The 20,861-nt window shown below is 57.0% G+C and carries 18 protein-coding genes; 12 read left to right on the top strand and 6 right to left on the bottom strand.

Annotated features, from left to right (window positions below; translation table 11 throughout):
* The first annotated feature begins 32 nt into the window (after window positions 1-32).
* From trmFO to VEI50_09305, 5 genes are all read left to right on the top strand, one after another.
* Window positions 33-1,364, top strand: a complete 1,332-nt coding sequence (trmFO, locus tag VEI50_09325) for a methylenetetrahydrofolate--tRNA-(uracil(54)-C(5))-methyltransferase (FADH(2)-oxidizing) TrmFO (GenBank protein HXX75318.1) — start codon at window positions 33-35, stop codon at window positions 1,362-1,364.
* Window positions 1,337-2,284 (top strand): tyrosine recombinase XerC, encoded by a 948-nt coding sequence (xerC, locus tag VEI50_09320; protein ID HXX75317.1) that lies wholly within the window; start codon window positions 1,337-1,339, stop codon window positions 2,282-2,284. Before trmFO ends, xerC begins: the two co-directional genes overlap by 28 nt.
* A gap of 236 nt (window positions 2,285-2,520) precedes the next feature.
* A complete protein-coding gene (gene argB / locus VEI50_09315) occupies window positions 2,521-3,420 on the top strand; it encodes an acetylglutamate kinase (protein ID HXX75316.1) in 900 nt (299 codons plus the stop codon).
* Window positions 3,421-3,446: 26 nt separating this feature from the next.
* A complete protein-coding gene (locus VEI50_09310; protein ID HXX75315.1) occupies window positions 3,447-4,319 on the top strand; it encodes a M20/M25/M40 family metallo-hydrolase in 873 nt (290 codons plus the stop codon).
* Between the two features lie 8 nt (window positions 4,320-4,327).
* Window positions 4,328-5,020, top strand: coding sequence for a hypothetical protein (locus VEI50_09305; protein HXX75314.1), 693 nt, complete (start codon window positions 4,328-4,330; stop codon window positions 5,018-5,020).
* A gap of 29 nt (window positions 5,021-5,049) precedes the next feature.
* Here VEI50_09305 and VEI50_09300 read toward each other — a convergent pair whose 3' ends face one another.
* Window positions 5,050-5,589, bottom strand: coding sequence for a gamma carbonic anhydrase family protein (locus VEI50_09300; GenBank protein HXX75313.1), 540 nt, complete (start codon window positions 5,587-5,589; stop codon window positions 5,050-5,052).
* Window positions 5,590-5,674: 85 nt separating this feature from the next.
* Between VEI50_09300 and rimO the strand changes: the two genes are divergently transcribed.
* Both rimO and purU read left to right on the top strand, forming a co-directional pair.
* Window positions 5,675-7,117: a 30S ribosomal protein S12 methylthiotransferase RimO gene (gene rimO / locus VEI50_09295; protein HXX75312.1), complete on the top strand. Its 1,443-nt coding sequence runs from the start codon at window positions 5,675-5,677 to the stop codon at window positions 7,115-7,117.
* A 78-nt stretch (window positions 7,118-7,195) separates the two neighbouring features.
* Window positions 7,196-8,059, top strand: a complete 864-nt coding sequence (purU, locus tag VEI50_09290) for a formyltetrahydrofolate deformylase (protein HXX75311.1) — start codon at window positions 7,196-7,198, stop codon at window positions 8,057-8,059.
* Between the two features lie 71 nt (window positions 8,060-8,130).
* On the opposite strand, the gene VEI50_09285 is transcribed toward purU, so the two are convergent.
* From VEI50_09285 to VEI50_09270, 4 genes are all read right to left on the bottom strand, one after another.
* On the bottom strand, window positions 8,131-9,642 hold the full coding sequence (locus tag VEI50_09285; GenBank protein ID HXX75310.1) for a DegQ family serine endoprotease: 1,512 nt from the start codon (window positions 9,640-9,642) through the stop codon (window positions 8,131-8,133).
* A gap of 112 nt (window positions 9,643-9,754) precedes the next feature.
* Window positions 9,755-11,158, bottom strand: coding sequence for an ATP-binding protein (locus VEI50_09280; GenBank protein HXX75309.1), 1,404 nt, complete (start codon window positions 11,156-11,158; stop codon window positions 9,755-9,757).
* Window positions 11,158-11,829: a response regulator transcription factor gene (locus tag VEI50_09275; protein ID HXX75308.1), complete on the bottom strand. Its 672-nt coding sequence runs from the start codon at window positions 11,827-11,829 to the stop codon at window positions 11,158-11,160. The genes VEI50_09280 and VEI50_09275 overlap by 1 nt, the downstream gene beginning before the upstream one ends.
* A 52-nt stretch (window positions 11,830-11,881) precedes the next feature.
* Window positions 11,882-13,540: an FAD-binding protein gene (locus VEI50_09270; GenBank protein HXX75307.1), complete on the bottom strand. Its 1,659-nt coding sequence runs from the start codon at window positions 13,538-13,540 to the stop codon at window positions 11,882-11,884.
* Window positions 13,541-13,793: 253 nt separating this feature from the next.
* On the opposite strand from VEI50_09270, the gene gcvP reads away from it, so the two are divergent.
* The 5 genes from gcvP (at window position 13,794) to arfB (ending at window position 19,961) form a co-directional block, all read left to right on the top strand.
* Window positions 13,794-16,682 carry an aminomethyl-transferring glycine dehydrogenase gene (gene gcvP, locus VEI50_09265; protein HXX75306.1) on the top strand — a complete coding sequence of 963 codons (2,889 nt, stop codon included), beginning with the start codon at window positions 13,794-13,796 and terminating at the stop codon, window positions 16,680-16,682.
* 129 nt (window positions 16,683-16,811) lie between these two features.
* On the top strand, window positions 16,812-18,131 hold the full coding sequence (locus VEI50_09260) for an aminotransferase class V-fold PLP-dependent enzyme (GenBank protein HXX75305.1): 1,320 nt from the start codon (window positions 16,812-16,814) through the stop codon (window positions 18,129-18,131).
* A 185-nt stretch (window positions 18,132-18,316) separates the two neighbouring features.
* Window positions 18,317-18,541 (top strand): hypothetical protein, encoded by a 225-nt coding sequence (locus tag VEI50_09255; GenBank protein ID HXX75304.1) that lies wholly within the window; start codon window positions 18,317-18,319, stop codon window positions 18,539-18,541.
* A 69-nt stretch (window positions 18,542-18,610) separates the two neighbouring features.
* Window positions 18,611-19,522, top strand: coding sequence for a hypothetical protein (locus VEI50_09250; GenBank protein HXX75303.1), 912 nt, complete (start codon window positions 18,611-18,613; stop codon window positions 19,520-19,522).
* A 28-nt stretch (window positions 19,523-19,550) separates the two neighbouring features.
* On the top strand, window positions 19,551-19,961 hold the full coding sequence (gene arfB, locus VEI50_09245) for an alternative ribosome rescue aminoacyl-tRNA hydrolase ArfB (protein ID HXX75302.1): 411 nt from the start codon (window positions 19,551-19,553) through the stop codon (window positions 19,959-19,961).
* Between the two features lie 8 nt (window positions 19,962-19,969).
* Here arfB and VEI50_09240 read toward each other — a convergent pair whose 3' ends face one another.
* A complete protein-coding gene (locus VEI50_09240; GenBank protein ID HXX75301.1) occupies window positions 19,970-20,749 on the bottom strand; it encodes an enoyl-ACP reductase in 780 nt (259 codons plus the stop codon).
* Between the last annotated feature and the right edge of the window lie 112 nt (window positions 20,750-20,861).

Below are 20,861 nucleotides of genomic sequence, written 5' to 3'. Positions count from 1 at the left end.
CCTACAATGCCTTCTCTCGCAGTTTTTCCCTCATGGAGCTTCGCGCAGTGCGGGATGACGTCGTCATCATCGGTGGAGGGCTTGCTGGATCGGAAGCGGCCTGGCAGGCCGCTAATCGAGGGGCCAAAGTCACGCTCTACGAGATGCGTCCAAAAGAAATGACGCCGGCTCATAAAACCGGTGGACTAGCGGAACTCGTCTGCTCCAATTCACTCGGCTCAGTGGACCTACAAAATGCCCCAGGAATCTTGAAGGAGGAAATGCGCCGTCTCAACTCGCTAATTATGCGGGCGGCCGATCAATCTCGCGTTCCGGCCGGTTCGGCCTTGGCCGTTGACCGAGAGCTGTTTTCCTTCAGGATCACCCAAGCTCTGGAGAGCCATCCTCATATTCGCATTCTGCGAGAAGAAATTCCCGACATTCCGACGGACTGCCTCTGCGTGGTGGCTACTGGTCCTTTGACGTCCGATAAGCTGTCCCAGGCCATTGCCCGACTGACCCAAACCAAACATCTGTATTTTTACGATGCCATTTCTCCGATTGTCGACGCCGATTCCGTCGATATGGATATCGTGTTCCGCGCCTCACGTTATGACAAGGGTGGCGACGATTATCTGAACTGTCCCATGGACGAGACGACATACAACAATTTCTACGAAGCCTTGCTCGCGGCAGAGAAGGTCCAGCCGAAAGACTTCGAAAAGACGCCTTACTTCGAGGGCTGTATTCCGATTGAAGTGATGGCCGAGCGAGGACGGCAGACAATGCAATTCGGCCCCTTGAAGCCGGTGGGATTGGAAGATCCCAAAACAGGCACGAAGCCTTACGCCGTCGTACAGTTACGGACGGAGAATGCGCATCGTTCCTGCTACAACCTGGTCGGCTTCCAGACGAAATTGACCTACGGGGAACAAAAGCGGGTGTTCCGAATGATCCCCGGTCTTGAACAGGCCGAGTTCCTCCGCTATGGCAGCCTGCATCGCAACACCTTTATCAACGCTCCGCAACTGCTGCGCAACACACTCCAGTTCAAGGAACGAGAAACTTTATTCTTTGCTGGGCAGTTGGTTGGTGTGGAGGGATACACGGATTCTGCGGCGATGGGAGGGCTTGCCGGCATCAATGCCGCCCGCGGGCTTGCGGGGCTTCCTCTTGTCACGCCGCCTTCGACCACCGCGCATGGTTGTCTCGTGTCTCACATCACGGCGACGGATCCCCGTTATTTTCAACCGATGAATATCAACTACGGGCTCTTCCCGCCCCTGGCGACTCCCGTTCGCGATAAGGAACAAAAGCGGCGGCTGTTGGGGCAACGCGCTCTCGAGGACCTGTCCACATGGATAAAGCAGTTCGGGCTTTCCTGACGTTTCTCGATGTTGAGCGGGGGGCATCACGAGAAACGCTGCGGAATTATGCGTCCGACCTCCGGCAATTTGCTTCCTTCCTGACCGCTGGTTCCGCGGGAATTCAACCTATTGAACCTGCCGCTGTACAATCTGATAGTATCCGCGCTTATCTTCGGTGGCTGGATCGCAAGCACGAGAAACGCACCACCTTAGCGAGAAAGCTCGCCTGCCTCCGCAGCTTCTTTCGGTATCTCCAGCGAGAAGGGGTTGTTCCACAAAACCCCGCCGAGGATGTCAGGTCGCCGAAACAACCGAAACAGCTCCCCCGTGTCTTAACGAAAGACGAGGCCCAGGCGTTGCTGGAGTTTCCTGATACGACGGCCGGCTGGTCATTACGCGATCGCGCAATTCTCGAAACCCTCTACTCGACCGGTGCCCGCGTCAGCGAATTGGTAGGGATCAATTTGGAGGACCTCAGATCAAAGGAAGGGCTTGTCCGTCTGCAGGGGAAGGGTCGAAAAGAGCGGATTGTGCCGATCGGAGATTTGGCGGTGGAGGCCATCCGACAATATAGAGTCTGGCTCGCCTCAAACCCCAACGTTCGGCATTCAAATCTCAACAGGACGGCACTCTTCTGCAACAGCCGCGGGGGAAGACTGACAGCGCGCAGTGTCGCCCGACTTGTGGCGCGATACTCGCGCGCGCTTCCTGGCGGTCCGGTGAGTCCGCACACGTTGCGCCATTCGTTTGCGACGCATCTTCTCGACGAGGGAGCCGACTTGCGAGCCATCCAGGAAATGCTGGGACATGCCTCGCTCAGTACCACGCAGAAATATACGCACGTCGCTATGGACCAACTCCTTGCCTTGTACGACAAGACTCACCCGCGAGCCGGACGCGCCATGAAAAGTGGGCTCGCCAAGGAAGGCAAGAGATGACGATCTATCGACCACTGACCACAAGAACTCGTCTCGGCGAAGCTGATGTCCCTGCCTCTGCCACCCAAATGGATCGACTGGGATTGTATTTCTCGGAGAAATTGATAGAATCGCCGCGGCCAAGGAGTGAGCCGCTGCATCCAGCAACGAGTTGTCGACGGCCACTTCCCAGCCAGCAACCGGTCTTGAGGTAAAGACGGGGGCCGATGGTTGGACGCTGAGAGTTGGGGCGAACAATGAACAAACTGATCAAGAAAGCAAACGTCCTCATCGAGGCGTTGCCCTACATCCGAACCTTCCGGGGCAAGACGATCGTTATTAAGTACGGCGGCCACGCGATGACGGATGCGTCGCTTAAGGAGCGGTTCGCACAAGACGTTGTCCTGCTCAAGTATGTCGGCCTGAATCCGGTCATCGTTCATGGCGGTGGGCCACAAATCGACAAGATGCTGGACCGGTTGGGCATCGAACCCAAGTTCCGACATGGTGTCCGGGTCACCGATGAAGCCACCATGGAAATCGTGGAAATGGTCTTGGCCGGGAAGATCAACATGGAAATCGTCGATCTCTTGAATCGCCATGGTGGTCGCGCCGTGGGATTGAGTGGCAAAGACGGGGGTCTGATGCTGACACGCCCGCTCACCGCCAAGGCGTGGGCCGAAAGTCTAGAAAAAGATCTGGACGACGGCGAAGAGGATGGAGAAGATTTCGGGCTTGTCGGGGAAGTCCAATCTGTGGACCCGAGCTTAGTGCTGAAGCTCCAGCAGGACCATTACATCCCTGTCATCGCTCCGATCGGAACGGACCGGGAAGGCAACACGTACAATATTAACGCTGATCTCGTCGCTGGGGCGATCGCAGGAGCCTTGACGGCTGAAAAACTGGTTGTGATGACGGATGTTAAAGGTATCCGTGACGCCAAGGGCCGCCACCTGTCGACCGTTTCACGAAAGGATGTTCAGCGGATGGTCAAGAGGGGGACGATCAGCGAAGGGATGCTGCCCAAGGTCCATGCCTGTCTGGATGCGTTGGCTGGCGGAGTCGGCAAAGCCCATATCATCGACGGACGAATCTCGCACGCGATTCTTCTTGAGGTATTTACCCACAAAGGGATCGGGACCGAAATCGTCGCCTAACGCTTCAGCCCCGTCTGGCCCTTCTTGTGTCACCAGCACATTTCCGAATTAGCCGGTATCTCCAATCGCTCGTTGGCGAGCGCCATCCCGAGCGGAGTCCACGCGCACTCAAGAAGACCGCACACTATCTCGCCACCCAGTTTGCGAAGTCGGGATGGAACGTTTCCCACCAATCATTCAGCGCGTTGGGCGAAACCTATCGGAACATTGTCGCCGTCAAGACTCCATCTCGTTGTCTCCGCGGAGCCTATTCGTCCCCCCTTCTGATCGGCGCACATTACGATACTGTACCAGACTCACCGGGGGCCGACGATAACGCCAGCGGACTCGCGGTGCTGCTCGAAATGGCCGCGCGACTGCGAAAGTTTGCGTTTTCCCGGCCGGTCTGGTTGGTGGGCTTCTGCTTGGAAGAACAGGATCGTTTGGGCAGTCGAGCCCTCGCAGCTCGATTGAAAGCCGATGGCCAAGCGCTCGCAGGCGTGATTATTCTGGAATGTGTGGGATTTTCTTCGAACCGGCCCGCGTCACAGCAGGTTCCGCCCGGTGTGCCGCAGGCTGTTCCGACCGTGGGAGATTTTTTGGCGATCGTGGGGAACGAGACCGCGCGTGATCTCGTTCAAGCCATCGAGCGGAGTGCCACGTCTCGCGCACCTGCACTGAAAACCCAATCCTTGATCGTACCGGGATGCGGCGAAGTCCTCCCCCATACGAGGCGAAGTGACCATGCCTCGTTCTGGGATGCTAACTACCCGGCTGTCATGCTGACCGACACGGCGAACTTCCGCAATCCCCACTACCATCGAGAAACCGATACGGTCGAGACGCTGAATGTGCGATTTCTCGTCGGGGTGATTGATACCGTCACGGCCGTGACAGCGGAGCTGGCCGGAGTGAGATGAGAAGGTCTGTGTCACGATCCCTGAGCAAGGGCACCCGGCGGACAATCGCTCGGGTATATGGGCGGCTCGACTATCGTGCCCTCGGTGATGTGTATTGCTATGAGGGCGGAGAGGAATTTTGGCGCGTAAAGCGACGGCCCTGTCAGCGTTTAGGTAGTCTCGTAGCCGTGGCCTTGCGGGCCAAGCTTGCGCGCGGTGGCTGGAGCCTATACGTCGGGGCTGGCGTGGCAGAGCTGCCCGTGCTATTGGTTGAAACGCTCGAACTTCAGCGGGTGGTCGAGCCGTATAACCTTCGCCGATCGGAGGTCACGATACTCAATCGTGCCTGCCGGCTATCGCCCGTGACATTTCTAGCGCGTGATGCGACAGCAGCACAAGGAAGGTTCGATCATCTCTGGATCGTGAGCGTTCTCAATGATCCGGAACGCTTTCCCTATGTGTCACGGCTCTCATACGGACGGGCCGACCCTGTAACCTTCGACTCGCACAAATTCGAGAAGGAGCGCCGGAAGGTTCGCAAGATTGTCGATCGGTGCATGCCGAAGCTTATAAGGCCGGGGCTTGTCACGACCTCCACAGAAGAAGTCGTCTGGATCGCCGAGTGGTGTCATCGTCACAAGATTCCCTATCGGGTCGAGCGCCGACAGTATGCAACGGCACTTGTCGGCGACCCGATTTGTTTCATCAAGATTGGGAAGTGAGATGAGGATCGAGGCAAAAGGTCGGAATATTAGAACTGAAAGCCGGTTCTTGCCTTTTCTGGATCGCCGAGATACTGACTCGCATAGTTGACGTAGTTGTCCGCTGATTCCTTGATCCACACCAGTTCGTGTTCGGTGACAGCTCGTTTCACCTTGGCGGGTGAGCCGAGGATCAGGCTTTTCGCCGGCACGACCGTCCCTTCGGTCACGAGTGCACCAGCACCCACGACCGAGTCTTCTCCAATCACGGCCCCGTCCATAATGACGGCGCCCATTCCGATCAACACCCGATCCTTGATGGTACAACCGTGGAGGATCACGTTGTGGCCGATCGTCACGTCGCTCCCGATGATGAGCGGGTGCGTGTCGTGGGTGACATGCAACGTACAGAGATCCTGTACGTTGGTGCGGTCTCCGATTCGGATGAAGTGCACGTCTCCTCGAATGACGGCGTGGAACCACACGCTGCAGTTTTCTCCCATCACCACGTCGCCGATCACCACACCGGTGTCTTCAATGAAACAGGATTTCGGAATGGTAGGTTTTATGCCGTGAAACGTGCGGATCATGGGTTGCACTGTAGGGGAACCAAGCGGTGGCGCGCAAGTCCTCTCAATTGACAGGCTTTTTGACGGTCCCGTAGACTGATGTGCTATGACCACGTCGCTTATTCAGGTTCGTCGAAAACACCCGGTCCGAAACACCGCCACTGGTGCAACCACCATCGGCTTTGTGAATCTGGGTTGTTCCAAGAATCAGGTCGATTCCGAAATCATGCTAGGCACCCTCGTTCAGGACGGGTTCGAACTGACCGGCGACCCGCAGAAGGCCGAGGTCGTCATTATTAACACCTGCGGTTTCATCGAAGAGGCCAAGCAGGAATCGATCAATTCGATCATCGAGCATGGCAAGCTCAAACGGTCCGGGTCCTGCAGAGTACTGATTGCTGCCGGCTGTCTGGCGCAACGCTACCAACGCGATCTGATCAAAGAATTGCCGGAGCTTGATGGCGTCGTGGGGACCGGTGAGTTTGGCAGAATTGCAGAGATCTGCCGGGCCCTCCTTGCGCCAAAAAGGCGGCAGCGGCGTCTCTGGATCAGCGAGCCTCCATATTTGTATGACGCGGACGCTCCTCGCCTGCGGCTGGGAAAGGCTCACAGCGCCTATGTGAAGATTGCCGAAGGGTGTAATCGAAACTGCGCGTTCTGCGCGATCCCGATCATGAGGGGTAAGCAGCGCAGCCGGCCGGTGGACTCGATTGTGGCAGAGGCCAGGGGACTGGCTGCAGGAGGAGTAAAAGAGATCAACCTGATTTCTCAAGACACGGTGAACTACGGAGTCGATCTTGGTGTGCGGCACGGATTGGTCACGCTGTTACGAGAGCTCGTGAAAGTGGAGGGCCTCCGGTGGATCAGGCCATTCTATCTCTACCCGCAGCAAGTCACCGACGACTTGCTGGATCTCTATGCGAGTGAGGAGAAAATCACGAAGTATATCGATATGCCACTCCAACACATCAATGATCGGATGCTCAAACGGATGCACCGATTGGGAGACCGCAGAGCGATTGCCTCGCTCGTCGAGCGAATCCGTATGCGCATTCCCGGCGTGACATTTCGCACCGCGTTCATCGTGGGGTTTCCGGGAGAAACAGAGGAGGCCTTCGAGGAATTGAAATCCTACGTCCGAGAGACGGAGTTCGATCGGGTTGCGGTATTTCTGTATTCGGACGAGGAGGATACACCAGCTACCTCGCTTAACGGAAAAGTTGACCGATCGGTGATGGAGGACCGTCGGAATGAAATCCTGGCATTGCAGGAAGGCATTACCGCTGCGAAGGGACGTGCGCGCATCGGTGAAGTCGTGGACGTGTTAGTTGATGGTGTCTCCGAAGAAACCGAATGGTTGCTGGAAGGTCGCCATGAAGGACTCGCTCCGGAAATCGACGGGGTCGTGTACATCAACGATGCGGCCGACAGCCTCGCCCATCCGCCACGCGTACGCCAAGACACGACTGTTCCTGCGCCGGGTGCAATGGTCAAAGTCGCCATCACCGATGCCGCTGTATACGACCTCGTAGGCCACGTCGTCGGCTAAGGGTGGCCCTCATCTCATCACGTGGTTCTTCATCCCCTGCGCAACCCATCACTCCATTCATGGAGTCGTCGAGAGTGCATGTCGACTAGAAGAGATTCCGTTGTCCTTCTGATCCACTGTAAAGATCGCAAGGGCATCGTGGCCCGTGTCTCCGGGTTTATTCACGACTTCGGCGGTAACATCCTCGATTCGGATCATCACACGGATGAAGAAACCAACGATTTTCTGATGCGGATGGAATTTGCCACCGATGGGTTGCAGATTCCACCTGACGATATTCCGGTCGCGTTCGCCTCTATCGCCAAGGTCTTCGAGATGCGGTTCGAAGTCCATCGGACCAGCCATCGTACAAGAGTCGGAATGCTTGTTTCAAAACAGGACCATTGCCTGGCCGATCTGCTTCAGCGGCAGAAGCGAGACGAGTTGCATGTCGACATCCCTGTCATTATTTCCAATCATGAGACCTGTGTCTCGTGGACCGAGCTGTTCAACATCCCCTTCGTGGTCTGTCCGGTCACGAAAGAGACGAAACCCCAACAGGAGCAACACGTACTGTCTGTTTTGAAGGAACATCGTGTCGAGCTCGTGGTGATGGCTCGCTACATGCAGATTCTCAGTGCCGGCTTTCTCGCTCATGTAGGCTGCCCTGTCATCAACATTCACCATTCGTTCTTGCCGGCCTTTATCGGAGCCAATCCCTATCGGCAGGCTTATGACAGAGGCGTGAAGATTGTTGGAGCGACGGCCCACTATGCGACAGAAGATCTGGATGAAGGTCCTATTATCGAACAGGACGTGATCCGGGTCGGCCACCGGGATACGGTCGAAGATCTTGTGAGGAAGGGACGAGATCTCGAGGAGATTGTGCTGGCCAGGGCTGTGCGCCGACACATCGAGCATCGCGTCTTGGTGTATGGGAGAAAAACGGTTGTCTTTGACTAGCGGAGATATTGAAAGGGGGAGCTTCGGATAATGCAGGGCCCGGTTCCCCGAGCCCTGCTCCATTTCTGCGTTTACGCTTTTGCGGATAAGAACAGAGCTGCGCCGCGCCGGTTGATCAGAAGCAACACGTTCTCACCTTTCTTGACACGGGACGAAACCTTTTCAAAGTCCTTGACGGATTTCACCGGTTGACGATTGATCTCTCTGATCACGTCACCAGGCATCAGACCCGCCTTGTCCGCACCGCTGTCTGGTTCGACGCTCGTCACCACCACGCCGGTGGCTTTCCCCTTCATCCCGAGTTCTTTGGCCGTGTCTTGGTCGAGATCCTGGACAGCCACTCCAGCGAAGGCATAGTCCGCCTCACCCATCTCTGCTTTGGCGATTTTGGTGGTCTCAGGCTGTTCCCCAATCGTGACCGTAAGATCCTTTTCATGGCCGTCACGAATCACCCTGACTGGGACCTTCGCGCCGACTGCGGTTCTCGTCACCAGTCGTTGCAGGGCCACTGCGTCTTCCACGGACGAGCCCTGATAGGTCACGATGATGTCGCCCTGCTTAAGACCTGCCTGGTCGGCCGGGCTATCCTCCTTGACTTCACTGACGAGGGCTCCTTTGGCGTCTCTCATGTTGAATGACTTAGCCAGGTCCTGATTGAGGTCTTGAATGCCGATGCCGAGGTAACCTCGTATGACTTTCCCATGCTTAATCAGGCTTTGATAGATCGGCTTGCTCATGCTGGTTGGGACGGCAAAGCCCACCCCCTGATAACCGCCGGTTTGTGAAAAGATTGCGGTGTTGATCCCAACCAATTCACCACTCGTGTTGACGAGGGCCCCGCCTGAGTTGCCCGGATTAATCGCCGCGTCGGTTTGAATGAAATCTTCGTACTGCGTGATCCCCATGCGACCTCTCCCCAACGCGCTGACGATGCCAAGGGTGACGGTCGAGTTCAGCCCAAACGGGTTCCCGACCGCCAGGACATACTCGCCGACCTGTAACTTCGAAGAATCGCCCCAGGCGACAACAGGGAGGTTTTCGCCATCGATTTTGACGACAGCCAGATCGGTTTTCGGATCAGCTCCTACAATCTTGCCCTTGAATTCCCGTTTGTCCGGCAGCGTGACCGTCACCTCACGCGCTCCATCAATCACGTGGTTGTTGGTCAGTACGTACCCATCTGTCGAAACGATGACACCGGATCCCTGACCGCCGCCACGATGGCCTCGCGGCTCACCGGGACCTTGCGGGCTTCGGAATCCGCGAGGGCCGAAGGGACCTCTTGGTCCACCGAAGAATTCTTCCATTCGCTCGCGCAACTCGTCCGACATCGAAGGGCCGTCAGAAATCTTTTCGGCCGTGACAGTCGTGATGTTTACCACGGTCGGCGTGACTGCTTTCGCGACCTCCGCAAAGCCGTTGGACAGTAATGCCGTCGTCGTCACGGCGTTGGGAGCGGTAAGTGGGGCGCCAGAACTGGATGCAGACGAAGCTGTCAAGGCCTGACCACCCCAAAGCAAAAGAATGCCCAGGGCCAGTATCGCGACCGTGGTCCCGAGCGATCGACCAATGCGCTGTCTCATAGGTTCCTCCTTCATGATGTTGATGCCAAATGACGCCTCGAGTTGATACAGCGATCTACGACCAACGTACCAACCGGCAATGAGAAGTGGATTAGGTCGGTATTAGAAGTTGTTAAGCCGATGAGGGTGCAAGCGGGAGGATCACCGTAAAAGTCGAGCCCTGTCCAGGTGCGCTGACGACCGTAATCTTGCCTTTATGCGAGTCGGCGATCCATGCGCAGATGGCGAGTCCAAGCCCTGTCCCCTTTTTGGTGTGAGCCCGTGCCTCGTCTGTTCGGAAGAATCGATCGAAGATGCGCTGCTGATCTTCACTCGAAATTCCAATTCCCTGGTCGGTCACGAGTACACGTGCATGATGCCCTTCTGTCAGGAGGGACACTTCCACCTTACCACCGGGGTGCGAATACTTGATGGCATTCTCGACCAGATTCAGCAGCAGTTCACGAAGCCGAAGTTCATCACCCAGCACGACCGCTGGGGTTATTGTTCCGAGCACGACCTCGACATTCCGGTCTTGTCCCAGCAGCGTGGCCTGGCGATGGATGTCCTCCACTAAGTATTCGAGTTTAACGGGCAGGAACGCCATCTTGACCTCGCCCATGTCGGCCCGGGAGAGGAACAACAGCTCGTCCACGATGTTTGTCATGCGATCGATCTCTTCGAGATTGCTTTCGAGCACCGAATGATAATCCTCTACCGGGCGAGGCCGACGGAGGACCAGCTCCGTCTCACCCTTCATGACGGTCAAGGGCGTCCTCAATTCGTGCGAGGCATCACTCGTGAATTGGCGGATTTGCCGAAACGATGTTTCCAGCCGTGCAATCATATTGTTGAACGTTCCCGCCAATCGCCCGATTTCATCGCCCGATTGAGGTACGGTCAACCGCTGTGTGAGGTCGCCCCCTGCAATCCGCTGCGCAGCCAAGGTCATCGCATCCACCGGCCGGAGTGCGCGTCCAGCGAGAAACCACCCGCCTGCCAGCGACACGGCTAAAGCCAATGGCATCGTGACCACCAGCACGAGCAGGAGCCTGCTCAAGGTCCCCTCGACCGACTCCATGGAGGTGCCGACTTGCACGATGTAGAGAAGGTTGCCTCGATAAATGATCGGGACGGAGATGAGGCGCAGCGGCGGTTCTTTCGGATACTTGGCGGATTCGAAAATGGTCCGGCCGGAGAACGCGACCTCCAATGCCTGGCGACTCAGTGGTACCTCATGTTGCTTGACGTTCGGCGATCGGATCGTGATAGTGCCGGAAGGACTGAAGATTTGGAAGAACTTGTCGATCCGCGCGAGTTCGGGAAATTGCGAGAGCAACTCCTCTTCGTCGATCAGCGGCAAAAACCCCCGCTCTTCCAAGGAGCGCACCGCGGCCGACGCAGTTTCTTCCAGCGACTGATCGACGGCGTCGCGAAGACTGCGGGCCGTAACGACGTAGAGGATGGTCGAGAAAGCAATCAAGACCAGCGCAAGGGCGCTGCCGTACCAGAGGGTGAGCCGAACCCGTAGCGGCATCAGTCGGCCTTCAGCATGTAGCCACTTCCCCGAATGGTGTGAATGAGCTTTTTGCTGCGACCTCGGTCGATCTTATTGCGCAAGTAATTCACGTACACATCGATAACGTTCGTGAACGTATCGAAATCTTGGTTCCACACATGTTCGGAGATCATGGGCCTGGTAAGGACGCGGCCGGCGTGCCGCATCAGGTATTCGAGCAAGGCATATTCTTTTAGGGTCAAATCGATCCGCTGCCCGCCTCTGACTACCTCACGGGTCGCAGGATTGAGGACGAGGTCGTCGACCTGGAGTATGCCAGGGCTCTCGGTAGCTCCTCGCCGGAGAAGAGCCCGGACCCGAGCGAGGAGTTCATCGATGGCGAAGGGTTTCGTGAGGTAGTCGTCTGCACCTGCGTCGAGCCCCTTGACCCGCTGGTCGACTTGCGATTGAGCGGTTAGGATCAGAACGGGAGTCGGAATGCGGGCCCCGCGGATGCCTTTGAGGACATCGAGGCCTGGCAGCGAAGGCAGCATGAGATCGACGATGACCAAGTCGTAGCTTGTGCCCAGCGCCATCTCGAGGCCTTTCGCACCATCTTCGCATAAATCAACAGCGTAGCTCTCTTCTTCAAGCGCGCGCTTGATGAAAGAGCCGACTTTCGTTTCGTCTTCGACTACGAGGATACGCATGACGTCAATGCCATTATAACAAAACTCGCTCTGTCCGTTCTGTGTGGCGCTGTCACTTTGTCGGCTGGAAACGGGTAATCGTAACCGGCTCGTATGTGAGGATGGGGCCCCCGGATGCTCGACGGGTGAGTGTGTGCCGAAGCCAGTGGACATCGTCGCGTTGCGGAAAGTCGGAGCGGTAATGAGCGCCTCGGCTTTCAGTTCTGGCGAGCGCCCCGGCGACGATCGATTCCGCGATATCCAACAACGATTGCAGTTCAAGTGCCTGGACGAGATCCGTATTGAACACTCGTCCCTTGTCTTGGATGGTCACGGCATGCGCGCGGGCCTTGAGGGATTCGACCGCGGCCATGGCGAACCGTATGGATTCTTCTGTGCGGACGAGGCCGAGGTTGAGGCTCATCGTTTTCCCCAGTTCATCACGAAGCTGCCAGGCTCGCACAGGTCCTTCGTTCGAGAGGAGTTGCTGTAGTCGCCTCTCTTCCTTCTTCAGCGCTGTGTCTGAGAGTGCGCGTGGAACGAGGGTTCTGGCGTAGTCACTGGCGCGTCGTCCTGCCCGCCTGCCGAAAACGATTGTTTCGAGAAGTGAGTTCCCGCCAAGGCGATTCGCTCCGTGGACACTGACGCAGGCACATTCGCCGGCTGCGTATAGACCCGGAATCGCGGTCTCACTCCACTGATTGGTACGGACGCCGCCCATCTGATAATGAGCGCCGGGTCGGACAGGGATGGGCGTTTCGACTGGATCAAGACCGGCAAACTCGATGGCCAACTCCCGAATCTGCGGTAATCGCTCGAGAATGCGCGGACGTCCCAGGTGACGCAGGTCCAAGAGCACGCAGCCATCGACGCCGCGGCCTTCGAGAATCTCTTGTCCGATGGCCAGCGAGACGGTGGAACGTGTCGCGAGCTCCATCTGCTGCGGGGCATAGGATTTCATAAAACGTTCGCCGAGTGTGTTGAGCAAGTAGCCGCCTTCGCCGCGCGCCCCTTCAGTGATGAGAATACCGGTGTCTTTCAGCGTCGTAGGATGGAACTGGACGAATTCCATATCGGCCAGGGGAGCACCAGCCCGATAGGCGAGGGCCATGCCGTCGCCGGTATTAATGACAGCGTTCGTGCTCGTGAGAAATACGCGGCCACTGCCTCCCGTGGCCAGAATCACGGTTTTCGCGCCGATGGCGTGGAGACCACCGTGGATGAGGTCCCAGGCGATCACCCCTCGACAGACTCCGTCTTCCTCGATCAGCGACGTCACATACCATTCTTCGTACACGCGGATCCGGCGCTTCATGAGCTGTTCGTACATGGCGTGAAGGATTGCATGGCCGGTTCGATCGGCGGCGTAGCAGGTCCGCGGAAATCCGGCTCCGCCGAATGGGCGTTGCGCGATGCGGCCCTGATCGTCTCGACTGAAAATAACTCCCAGCCGTTCTAATTCGAGAATGTCGTCGGGTGCTTCGCGACACATGGCCTCAATGGCGTCCTGATCGCCGAGGAAGAGGCCTCCCTTGGTCGTATCAAAGGCATGGGCTTCCCAGGAATCGTTCTCACCCAGAGCGGCATTGATGCCGCCTTGGGCTGCCACCGAGTGGCTGCGGACGGGATGGACTTTGGAGATGACGGCGACGTCAAGGTCCGGAGGAGATGCGAGCGCGGCTCTCATCCCAGCAAGACCTGCTCCCACAATGACGGTGTCGTGTATCTTCACAGACAACAGCGATCTGCCTTGCAATCAGGAGTCGACATCGAGCGAGCCGTCTTCGGTAGGTCGCATCGACTCCAAACTCATACTCGACTTTCTGTCGAGAAGGCAAGGTGTCATGACCGATCTTGTGCTTGGAGAAGGGAGGGCGAACGTGGTACTCTTCGACAACCTGCGGATATGTCATATAACGAACCGGTCAGTCTGTGGCTGACATCGTGTTACCCGCGTTGCCCCTTCAAGCTATAATACAAGATAAATGAGCACGCCGGACTTTTGGGATCCCACCGATATGTTTGTTCGACGCCACCTCGGTCCAACAGAGGCCGATCTCATCGAGATGTTGGCCAGTGCGGGCGTGCCGTCGTTGGAGGCCCTGTGCGATGCCGTCGTCCCGTCAGATATTCGGCTTCGACGGGAGCTGAATTTACCTCGTCATCGAGGAGAGCAGGCCGTGCTGCAGGAGCTCCGGTCCATCGCCAGAGAGAATCGCGTCCATCGATCGCTGCTCGGCATGGGCTATTACGATTGCATTGTCCCCGCCGTGATCCAGCGTAACATCCTTGAAAATCCTGGCTGGTATACCCAGTACACGCCCTATCAGGCGGAAATTGCTCAAGGTCGATTGGAAGCTCTGGTCAATTTTCAAACCATGGTGGCTGATCTGACCGGACTTCCTCTGGCCAATGCGTCATTATTGGATGAAGCGACCGCTGCAGCGGAAGCGATGGCGATGTGTCTCGCTGCTTCTCGTGCGGCTGGTCGTGAACGCAAAACCTTCTTTATCTCACAGGATTGCCATCCCCAGACCGTTGCGGTAGTGCAGACCCGTGCAGAACCGCTCGGCATCGTGGTCCAGGTGGGGCCGACGCAGGCCATTGACTTCTCCGACGCGCAACTGGCGGGTATTGTGCTGCAATATCCGACGACCGATGGGTATGTCGGAGACTACAGTGCCCTTGTTGCACAAGCCCATGCCGCCGGCGCGTTAGTCGTAGTGGCGACAGATCTTCTTGCCCTGACGCTGCTGCGCTCGCCGGGAGAGTTTGGCGCCGACATCGCGGTGGGTTCGAGTCAACGATTCGGAGTTCCATTGGGATTCGGCGGACCTCACGCCGCATTCTTGGCGACCAAAGAGGAGTATCGTCGGCAGATGCCAGGGCGCATTGTCGGCGTGTCGAAAGATGCGACTGGCAAGGTTGCCTATCGCTTGGCCCTCCAGACTCGTGAACAACATATCCGGCGGGAGAAAGCAACAAGCAACATCTGTACGGCGCAAGTCCTCCTAGCCATCATGGCCAGCATGTACGCGGTCTATCATGGACCGGAGGGGTTGCGACGGATTGCAGAACGGGTACATGGATTGGCAGTCACCCTTGCTTCTGCACTTCGTCAGCTGGGATTCGACACGGGAGCAGAACAGATTTTCGACACGCTACACATCCGACTGACGAAAGAACGGTCCGAGCAGATTTTGATCAGAGCTGACGAGCAAGGGTTCAATCTACGACGGTTCGACGACAACTCGATCGGAGTCTCACTGGATGAATGGAGTAGCGAAGAAGAAATCCGGCGGCTGCTGGAGCTGTTCATCGGACATGAACGGTTACCCATTCGTATTGAAGAGGTCAGCCGGACGGCCGACACACATTTCTCGGCGAACCTAGCACGCAGAAGTTCCTATCTCACCCATGAAGTGTTCCATCGCTATCATGCCGAACATGAAATGCTCAGGTATCTCTATCGTCTCCAAGCCAAGGACCTCTCGCTGGTCCATTCGATGATTCCACTCGGCTCCTGCACGATGAAGCTCAACGCAACGGTCGAGATGTTGCCGGTGACATGGCCGGAATTCTCGCGGCTCCACCCCTTTGCACCGCCGGAGCAAAGCAAGGGATATCAGGAGTTGTTTCACCAGCTGGAAACCTGGCTGGCGGAGATTACAGGATTTGCCGCGGTCTCGTTGCAACCAAACGCCGGGTCTCAGGGCGAGTATGCCGGACTGATGGTGATCCAAGCCTATCATCACAGTCAGGGGGAGTTTCATCGCGACGTCTGTCTCATTCCCGTTTCTGCGCACGGCACCAATCCAGCCAGTGCGGCGATGGTGGGAATGACCGTCGTGCCGGTCGCGTGCGATCGGCAGGGCAATGTCGACGTTGCAGATCTGGAAGCAAAGGCCGTTCAGTATCGGGATCGTCTCGCGGCTCTGATGCTGACCTACCCGTCCACCCACGGAGTATTTGAAGCGAATGTCCGGCGTATCTGCCAGATCGTGCATACACATGGCGGACAAGTCTACATGGACGGGGCCAATATGAACGCCCAGGTGGGACTCTGCCGGCCGGGCGACATCGGTGCCGACGTGTGCCACCTGAATCTGCACAAGACATTTTGTATTCCCCACGGCGGCGGCGGCCCCGGCATGGGCCCCATCGGTGTGGCTCGACATCTGTCGTCATTTCTCCCGGGTCACCCGGTCACAGGCCTCGGGGGAGAACAGTCGATCGGGCCGGTGTCGGCGGCCCCCTATGGTAGTCCCAGCATTCTGACGATCTCGTGGGTGTTTATGGCGCTGATGGGTCGGGACGGAATGACCATGGCGACTCAGGTCGCGATACTCAACGCCAACTACATGGCCAAGCGGCTCGAGAAATACTATCCGATCCTCTACACAGGTGCGTCGGGATATGTCGCACATGAATTTATCCTCGATCTTCGACAATTCAAGGAGAACGCCGGCGTCGAAGCGATGGACGTGGCCAAGCGACTGATGGACTATGGTTTCCATGCACCGACCGTGTCATTCCCGGTGGGCGGGACGTTGATGATCGAGCCGACGGAGAGTGAATCGAAGGCAGAACTGGATCGATTCTGCGATGCGATGATCCTGATTCGCGCCGAGATCCAAGACATCATCGATGGTCGCCAGCCTCGAACGAACAATGTCCTTAAAAATGCTCCTCACACCGCTTCTGCTGTAACGGCGAATGAATGGAATCGACCGTACAGCCGTGAGCAGGCAGCCTTTCCTGCGCCGTGGGTCCGAGACCACAAGTTTTGGCCCAGCGTGGGCCGCATCGACGAAGCCTACGGGGATCGCAACCTCATTTGCACCTGCCCGCCGTTGGATGCCTACTCCAGCTAGGAGGCTTCCGGCTTTTCTCCTTTGCCCATGTTCCCATCGTGCCGATAAACCCGGCTTGTTGCTCAGGAACAACCGCAGTAGAGTGGAGGAATCTCGCCGGGCCCGTCGTTCTCGGCAAGGAGGTTTCTCATGAATGCGATAGACCGCAGGGATTTTTTAACCCGTACCGGACGGGTGTTAGGAGCTGCAGTGCTTGCCGCCGAACTTCCTCTTTTGAAGCCGCATGCCGCAACGGCGGCATCGTTAAAGCTCGACAGCTGGGAATCCATACGAAGTCAGTTTTCACTGTCGCCCGGTCTCGTCCACATGGCGGGGTTTTTCCTCTCGTCGCATCCCACATCGGTGCGCGAAGCCATCGAACGACACCGCCGTGGGCTGGATGCCGATCCCATCGGGTACTGGTTTGAACAGGAAGAGAAACAGGAAGTGATGGTCTTGCGAGCCGCCGCCGATTATCTCGGGGCCGATCCCGCTGAAATCGCGTTGACTGACAGCACGACGATGGGTTTGGGGCTTCTGTATGGAGGTCTCCGGCTCCGGAAAGGTCAGGAAATTCTGACCACGACGCACGATCACTATTCGACGGAAACATCCTTGCGCCTCCGGGCCGAACGAACTGGGGCGACGATCCGACAGATTCCGTTGTACAAGTCTTTAAAGACCGTGTCTCGAAACGAACTGGTTGATGCCTTGGTACAGCAGGTGCGTCCTTACACACGCGTCATCGCAGTAACCTGGGTCCATTCGAGCACAGGGCTCAAGTTGCCGATCCACGAAATGGCGACAGCGATTGCGATGATCAACGAAACTCGCTCTGAGCAGGATCGGGTGATCTTTTGTGTCGACGGCGTCCATGCTTTGGGCGTGGAGAATTTTCGCGTGAGCGAGGTCGGGTGCGATTTCTTGGTCGCGGGAACACACAAATGGATGTTCGGCCCTCGCGGGACCGGTCTGATCTGGGGACACAAACGTGCGTGGCCTGTCGCCCATGCGGTCATTCCGACGTTCAATTCGCGGGCGTATGACATCTGGATGAGAGTCACACCCCTCAACGACATACCCGTGTCTGTGCACATGACCCCAGGAGGATTCCATTCCTTCGAGCATCGGTGGGCGCTCGATGAAGCGTTCAAGTTTCATCAGGCCATCGGCAAGGCCCGTATCACACAGCGGATTTACGAACTGAACCAGCAATTGAAACAGGGGCTGTCGAAGATGTCGCATGTGACGTTGCATACTCCCCTCACGCAAGATCTGTCTGCCGGGATCGTCTGTTTCGAAGTGGTTGGGCTCTCCGCGGGTCAGGTGGTCGAGCGGCTGAGGGAACGCAGTATTGTCGCAAGTGTGACTCCCTATGCCATGCAGTATGCGAGATTGGCACCGGGCCTTCTCAATTCGGCGAAAGAGGTCGAAACCGTCCTCGAAGCCGTTCAGAGCCTTCAAACCTAATCCAACTGAGTAGGGCGATCTCTCCTTTCCAAACCCAGGCCTCTGCGAGAAATGTCTAAGTTGCTGAATTGTAAAGTATATATGCAGATTGACCCAGAGAGACCCCCTCCCTTTGGGGCATTGTAGAACTGAGAGCCGTTCGGCGATAAAGGGGCCTGAACTGTTTTGTCGGTGAGGCCTGTCTGATGTCGAAAATTCTCAATCTGAGCGAGCACACCAGTGACGAAGATCTGAAACACTTAACGACACTGCTGCTGTATCACTTGGTCGAACGCTGTGGCGGGCAAGTCCAGTTCAAGGTCGAAGACGCCCAGCGGGTCCGGGCCAGCTTGTCCACCAAAATGGTTCAGATGCAAGTGGGTAACGAAGTGAACCTGCGGATTATTGATCGTCTTCCAGAACTGTCGTAGCTTCCCGCTATCTCTGCCCTGCCGCTATTCGGTTGAGTCCTCTTCGTGAAACATGGTCCAATACGCGGCATGAGACACGTGCTCGCGCTGGCACTCGGTTCTCTTGTCACCATCTTCGGAGAGACGATTGCAGAGCAATCTGACGTTACACCGACCGTTTGGGACCAATCGCAAGTCGTTCGAGACCTCCGTATCGGAGAACGGTATGGCGGAGGCACGCTTGTTCGATCACCCTTCGTGGGGGTTTCATTTGTCGTGCCAAAAGACTGGCGCGCGTCTCTTCCCGCTGGCTCCATCGTGTTTCTCGATTCGGCAGTGACTGCGGGCCTTGGGACTGTTCATCTGATTACCGATGTGACTCGAGATCATCTTCGCCTCCAACTGAGTGAACCACAAGCCATCGAAGCCGGCTTCGTCTTGCATCCAGTCGGGTCGCTTCAGGAGGAAGGGCAGCAACTTGTCGGACACTATGAGGGAGGAGACGATGCCGGTGTGATCGTCGCTGTGTTAGGGCCAACCCATAACGCCGTCATTTATCAATTTGTAGGTGGCAAGACCGAAACGGAACACTATCGGCGACTGGCAGAGGAATTGGCATCATCAACCCGGTTCATGAGCGAGCGGGACAGTTCTGCTTTGAGAGCATGGTATGAACGGCTCACTGGGATGTTGCTGAGCCCTCAGTTGGACGACAGCATTGTGCAAAGTGTTGGATTGACGGCCGTTCATCTCTGCAGTGACGGCCGGTTTATTCAGACCATTCGATTGCAGTCGGTACTCGGTCGCCCGATGGTTGGAGAAAGCGACGGCGCCTACCATGAAACCGGAACTTGGCGGATCGAACTACAAGGCACGAAGGCCAAGCTTGTGCTGACGAAATCAACGGGGAGGATAGACCAGCACGAGGTACTCCACGAGGGTAATCAATACCTATTCGATGGACGGGTAGTTCTGGCCCAGGCCAGCAATAGTTGCCTATAAGAGAGATCAGCTCATTTCAGGACTGTCTATGCTCTACGTGTCGCAACACGTGACCATCCCAGACTCCGAGATCGACATCCATGCGGTGCGATCACAGGGGGCTGGTGGGCAGCACGTCAACAAGGTTTCGAGCGCGGTGCACTTGCGTTTCGATATCGGGGCGTCTTCCTTGCCTTCGCTCTACAAAGAAGAGCTGCTGAAACTGAAGGACCGTCGTATTTCGGAAGACGGGGTGATTACAATCAAGGCCCAGTCGTACCGGAGCCAGGACCAAAATCGAGCCGACGCCCTCACTCGACTCCAGGCATTGCTTCAGAGCGTCGCGGTACCACGAAAAAAAAGGAAGGTCACGAAGCCAACGAAGAGTTCTCAGAACAGGCGACTGGAAAGCAAGGCGAAGAGAGGGCGATTGAAAGCTCTGAGAGGGAGGGTTGAATAGGCGCTTCGCTATTCCGCTGACGTCAGTGACCCCAGAATGTGATATCCGCCGTCCACATAGATCACTTCACCGGTGATCCCGCGCCCGAGTGGGCTGATGAGGAAAAGCGCGGTGTCCCCGACTTCCCCTTGCTCCGTCGCATGACGAAGCGGGGCGAACTCTTTGTGATGATCCACCATCTTGCTGATGCCGGAGACGCCGCGGGCAGCAAGAGTTTTGATGGGCCCGGCTGAAATGGCGTTCACGCGGATGTTCTTCGGTCCAAGGTCGTGTGCAAGGTAGCGCACGGTCGCTTCGAGGGCGGCCTTCGCGACGCCCATCACGTTGTAATGGGGGACGACGCGCTCGGCTCCCAGGTACGTCAACGTGACGACCGACCCCCCCCCCGTCATCAGCGGCATCGCCGCGCGGGTGACTGCCACGAGCGAATAGGCGCTCACGTCGAGCGCCGTGGCGAAACCCTTGCGTGTGGTGTTGACGAACTGACCGGTGAGTTCCTCCCGAGGAGCGAAGGCGACGGAGTGGACCACAAAGTCGAGCTGGCCGACCTCCTTGTGAGCATGCTGCATCAAAGCCTCGATCTGCGCATCGTCCCCGACATCGCAGGCAAAGGCCTTTGAGCCTGGCATCGTGGCCACAAGCTCCTCGACGTTCTCCTTTAATCGCTCGTTCTGGTAGTTGAAGAATAGCCTGGCGCCTTGGCTGGATGCTGATTGGGCGATGGCCCAGGCGATGCTGTGTTTGTTGGCGACGCCGATGATCAAGCCCTTCTTCCCGTCTAGCAACATCGCGTTCTCCTGAAAGGATGGTGAAGTAAATGTAAGCTGGAGGCTGAAGATAGCACGATTTGTGGGCTTGTTCCAGGAGCGAGAACGGGACGCAATTCAGAGTTGCCGAAAC

The organism is Nitrospiraceae bacterium (assembly GCA_035623075.1).
Taxonomy (GTDB): Bacteria; Nitrospirota; Nitrospiria; order Nitrospirales; family Nitrospiraceae; genus DASPUC01.
This window is presented reverse-complemented; position numbering and strand designations above follow the sequence as displayed.

What these genes read in the sequence shown, in the direction of transcription:
- trmFO (HXX75318.1), top strand. Translation starts at nt 33, where the DNA reads ATGGAGCTTCGCGCAGTGCGGGATGACGTCGTCATCATCGGTGGAGGG.
- xerC (HXX75317.1), top strand. Translation starts at nt 1,337, where the DNA reads ATGGATAAAGCAGTTCGGGCTTTCCTGACGTTTCTCGATGTTGAGCGG.
- argB (HXX75316.1), top strand. Translation starts at nt 2,521, where the DNA reads ATGAACAAACTGATCAAGAAAGCAAACGTCCTCATCGAGGCGTTGCCC.
- VEI50_09300 (HXX75313.1), bottom strand. Translation starts at nt 5,589, where the DNA reads ATGATCCGCACGTTTCACGGCATAAAACCTACCATTCCGAAATCCTGT.
- rimO (HXX75312.1), top strand. Translation starts at nt 5,675, where the DNA reads ATGACCACGTCGCTTATTCAGGTTCGTCGAAAACACCCGGTCCGAAAC.
- purU (HXX75311.1), top strand. Translation starts at nt 7,196, where the DNA reads ATGTCGACTAGAAGAGATTCCGTTGTCCTTCTGATCCACTGTAAAGAT.
- VEI50_09285 (HXX75310.1), bottom strand. Translation starts at nt 9,642, where the DNA reads ATGAGACAGCGCATTGGTCGATCGCTCGGGACCACGGTCGCGATACTG.
- VEI50_09280 (HXX75309.1), bottom strand. Translation starts at nt 11,158, where the DNA reads ATGCCGCTACGGGTTCGGCTCACCCTCTGGTACGGCAGCGCCCTTGCG.
- VEI50_09275 (HXX75308.1), bottom strand. Translation starts at nt 11,829, where the DNA reads ATGCGTATCCTCGTAGTCGAAGACGAAACGAAAGTCGGCTCTTTCATC.
- gcvP (HXX75306.1), top strand. Translation starts at nt 13,794, where the DNA reads ATGAGCACGCCGGACTTTTGGGATCCCACCGATATGTTTGTTCGACGC.
- VEI50_09260 (HXX75305.1), top strand. Translation starts at nt 16,812, where the DNA reads ATGAATGCGATAGACCGCAGGGATTTTTTAACCCGTACCGGACGGGTG.
- VEI50_09255 (HXX75304.1), top strand. Translation starts at nt 18,317, where the DNA reads ATGTCGAAAATTCTCAATCTGAGCGAGCACACCAGTGACGAAGATCTG.
- VEI50_09250 (HXX75303.1), top strand. Translation starts at nt 18,611, where the DNA reads ATGAGACACGTGCTCGCGCTGGCACTCGGTTCTCTTGTCACCATCTTC.
- arfB (HXX75302.1), top strand. Translation starts at nt 19,551, where the DNA reads ATGCTCTACGTGTCGCAACACGTGACCATCCCAGACTCCGAGATCGAC.
- VEI50_09240 (HXX75301.1), bottom strand. Translation starts at nt 20,749, where the DNA reads ATGTTGCTAGACGGGAAGAAGGGCTTGATCATCGGCGTCGCCAACAAA.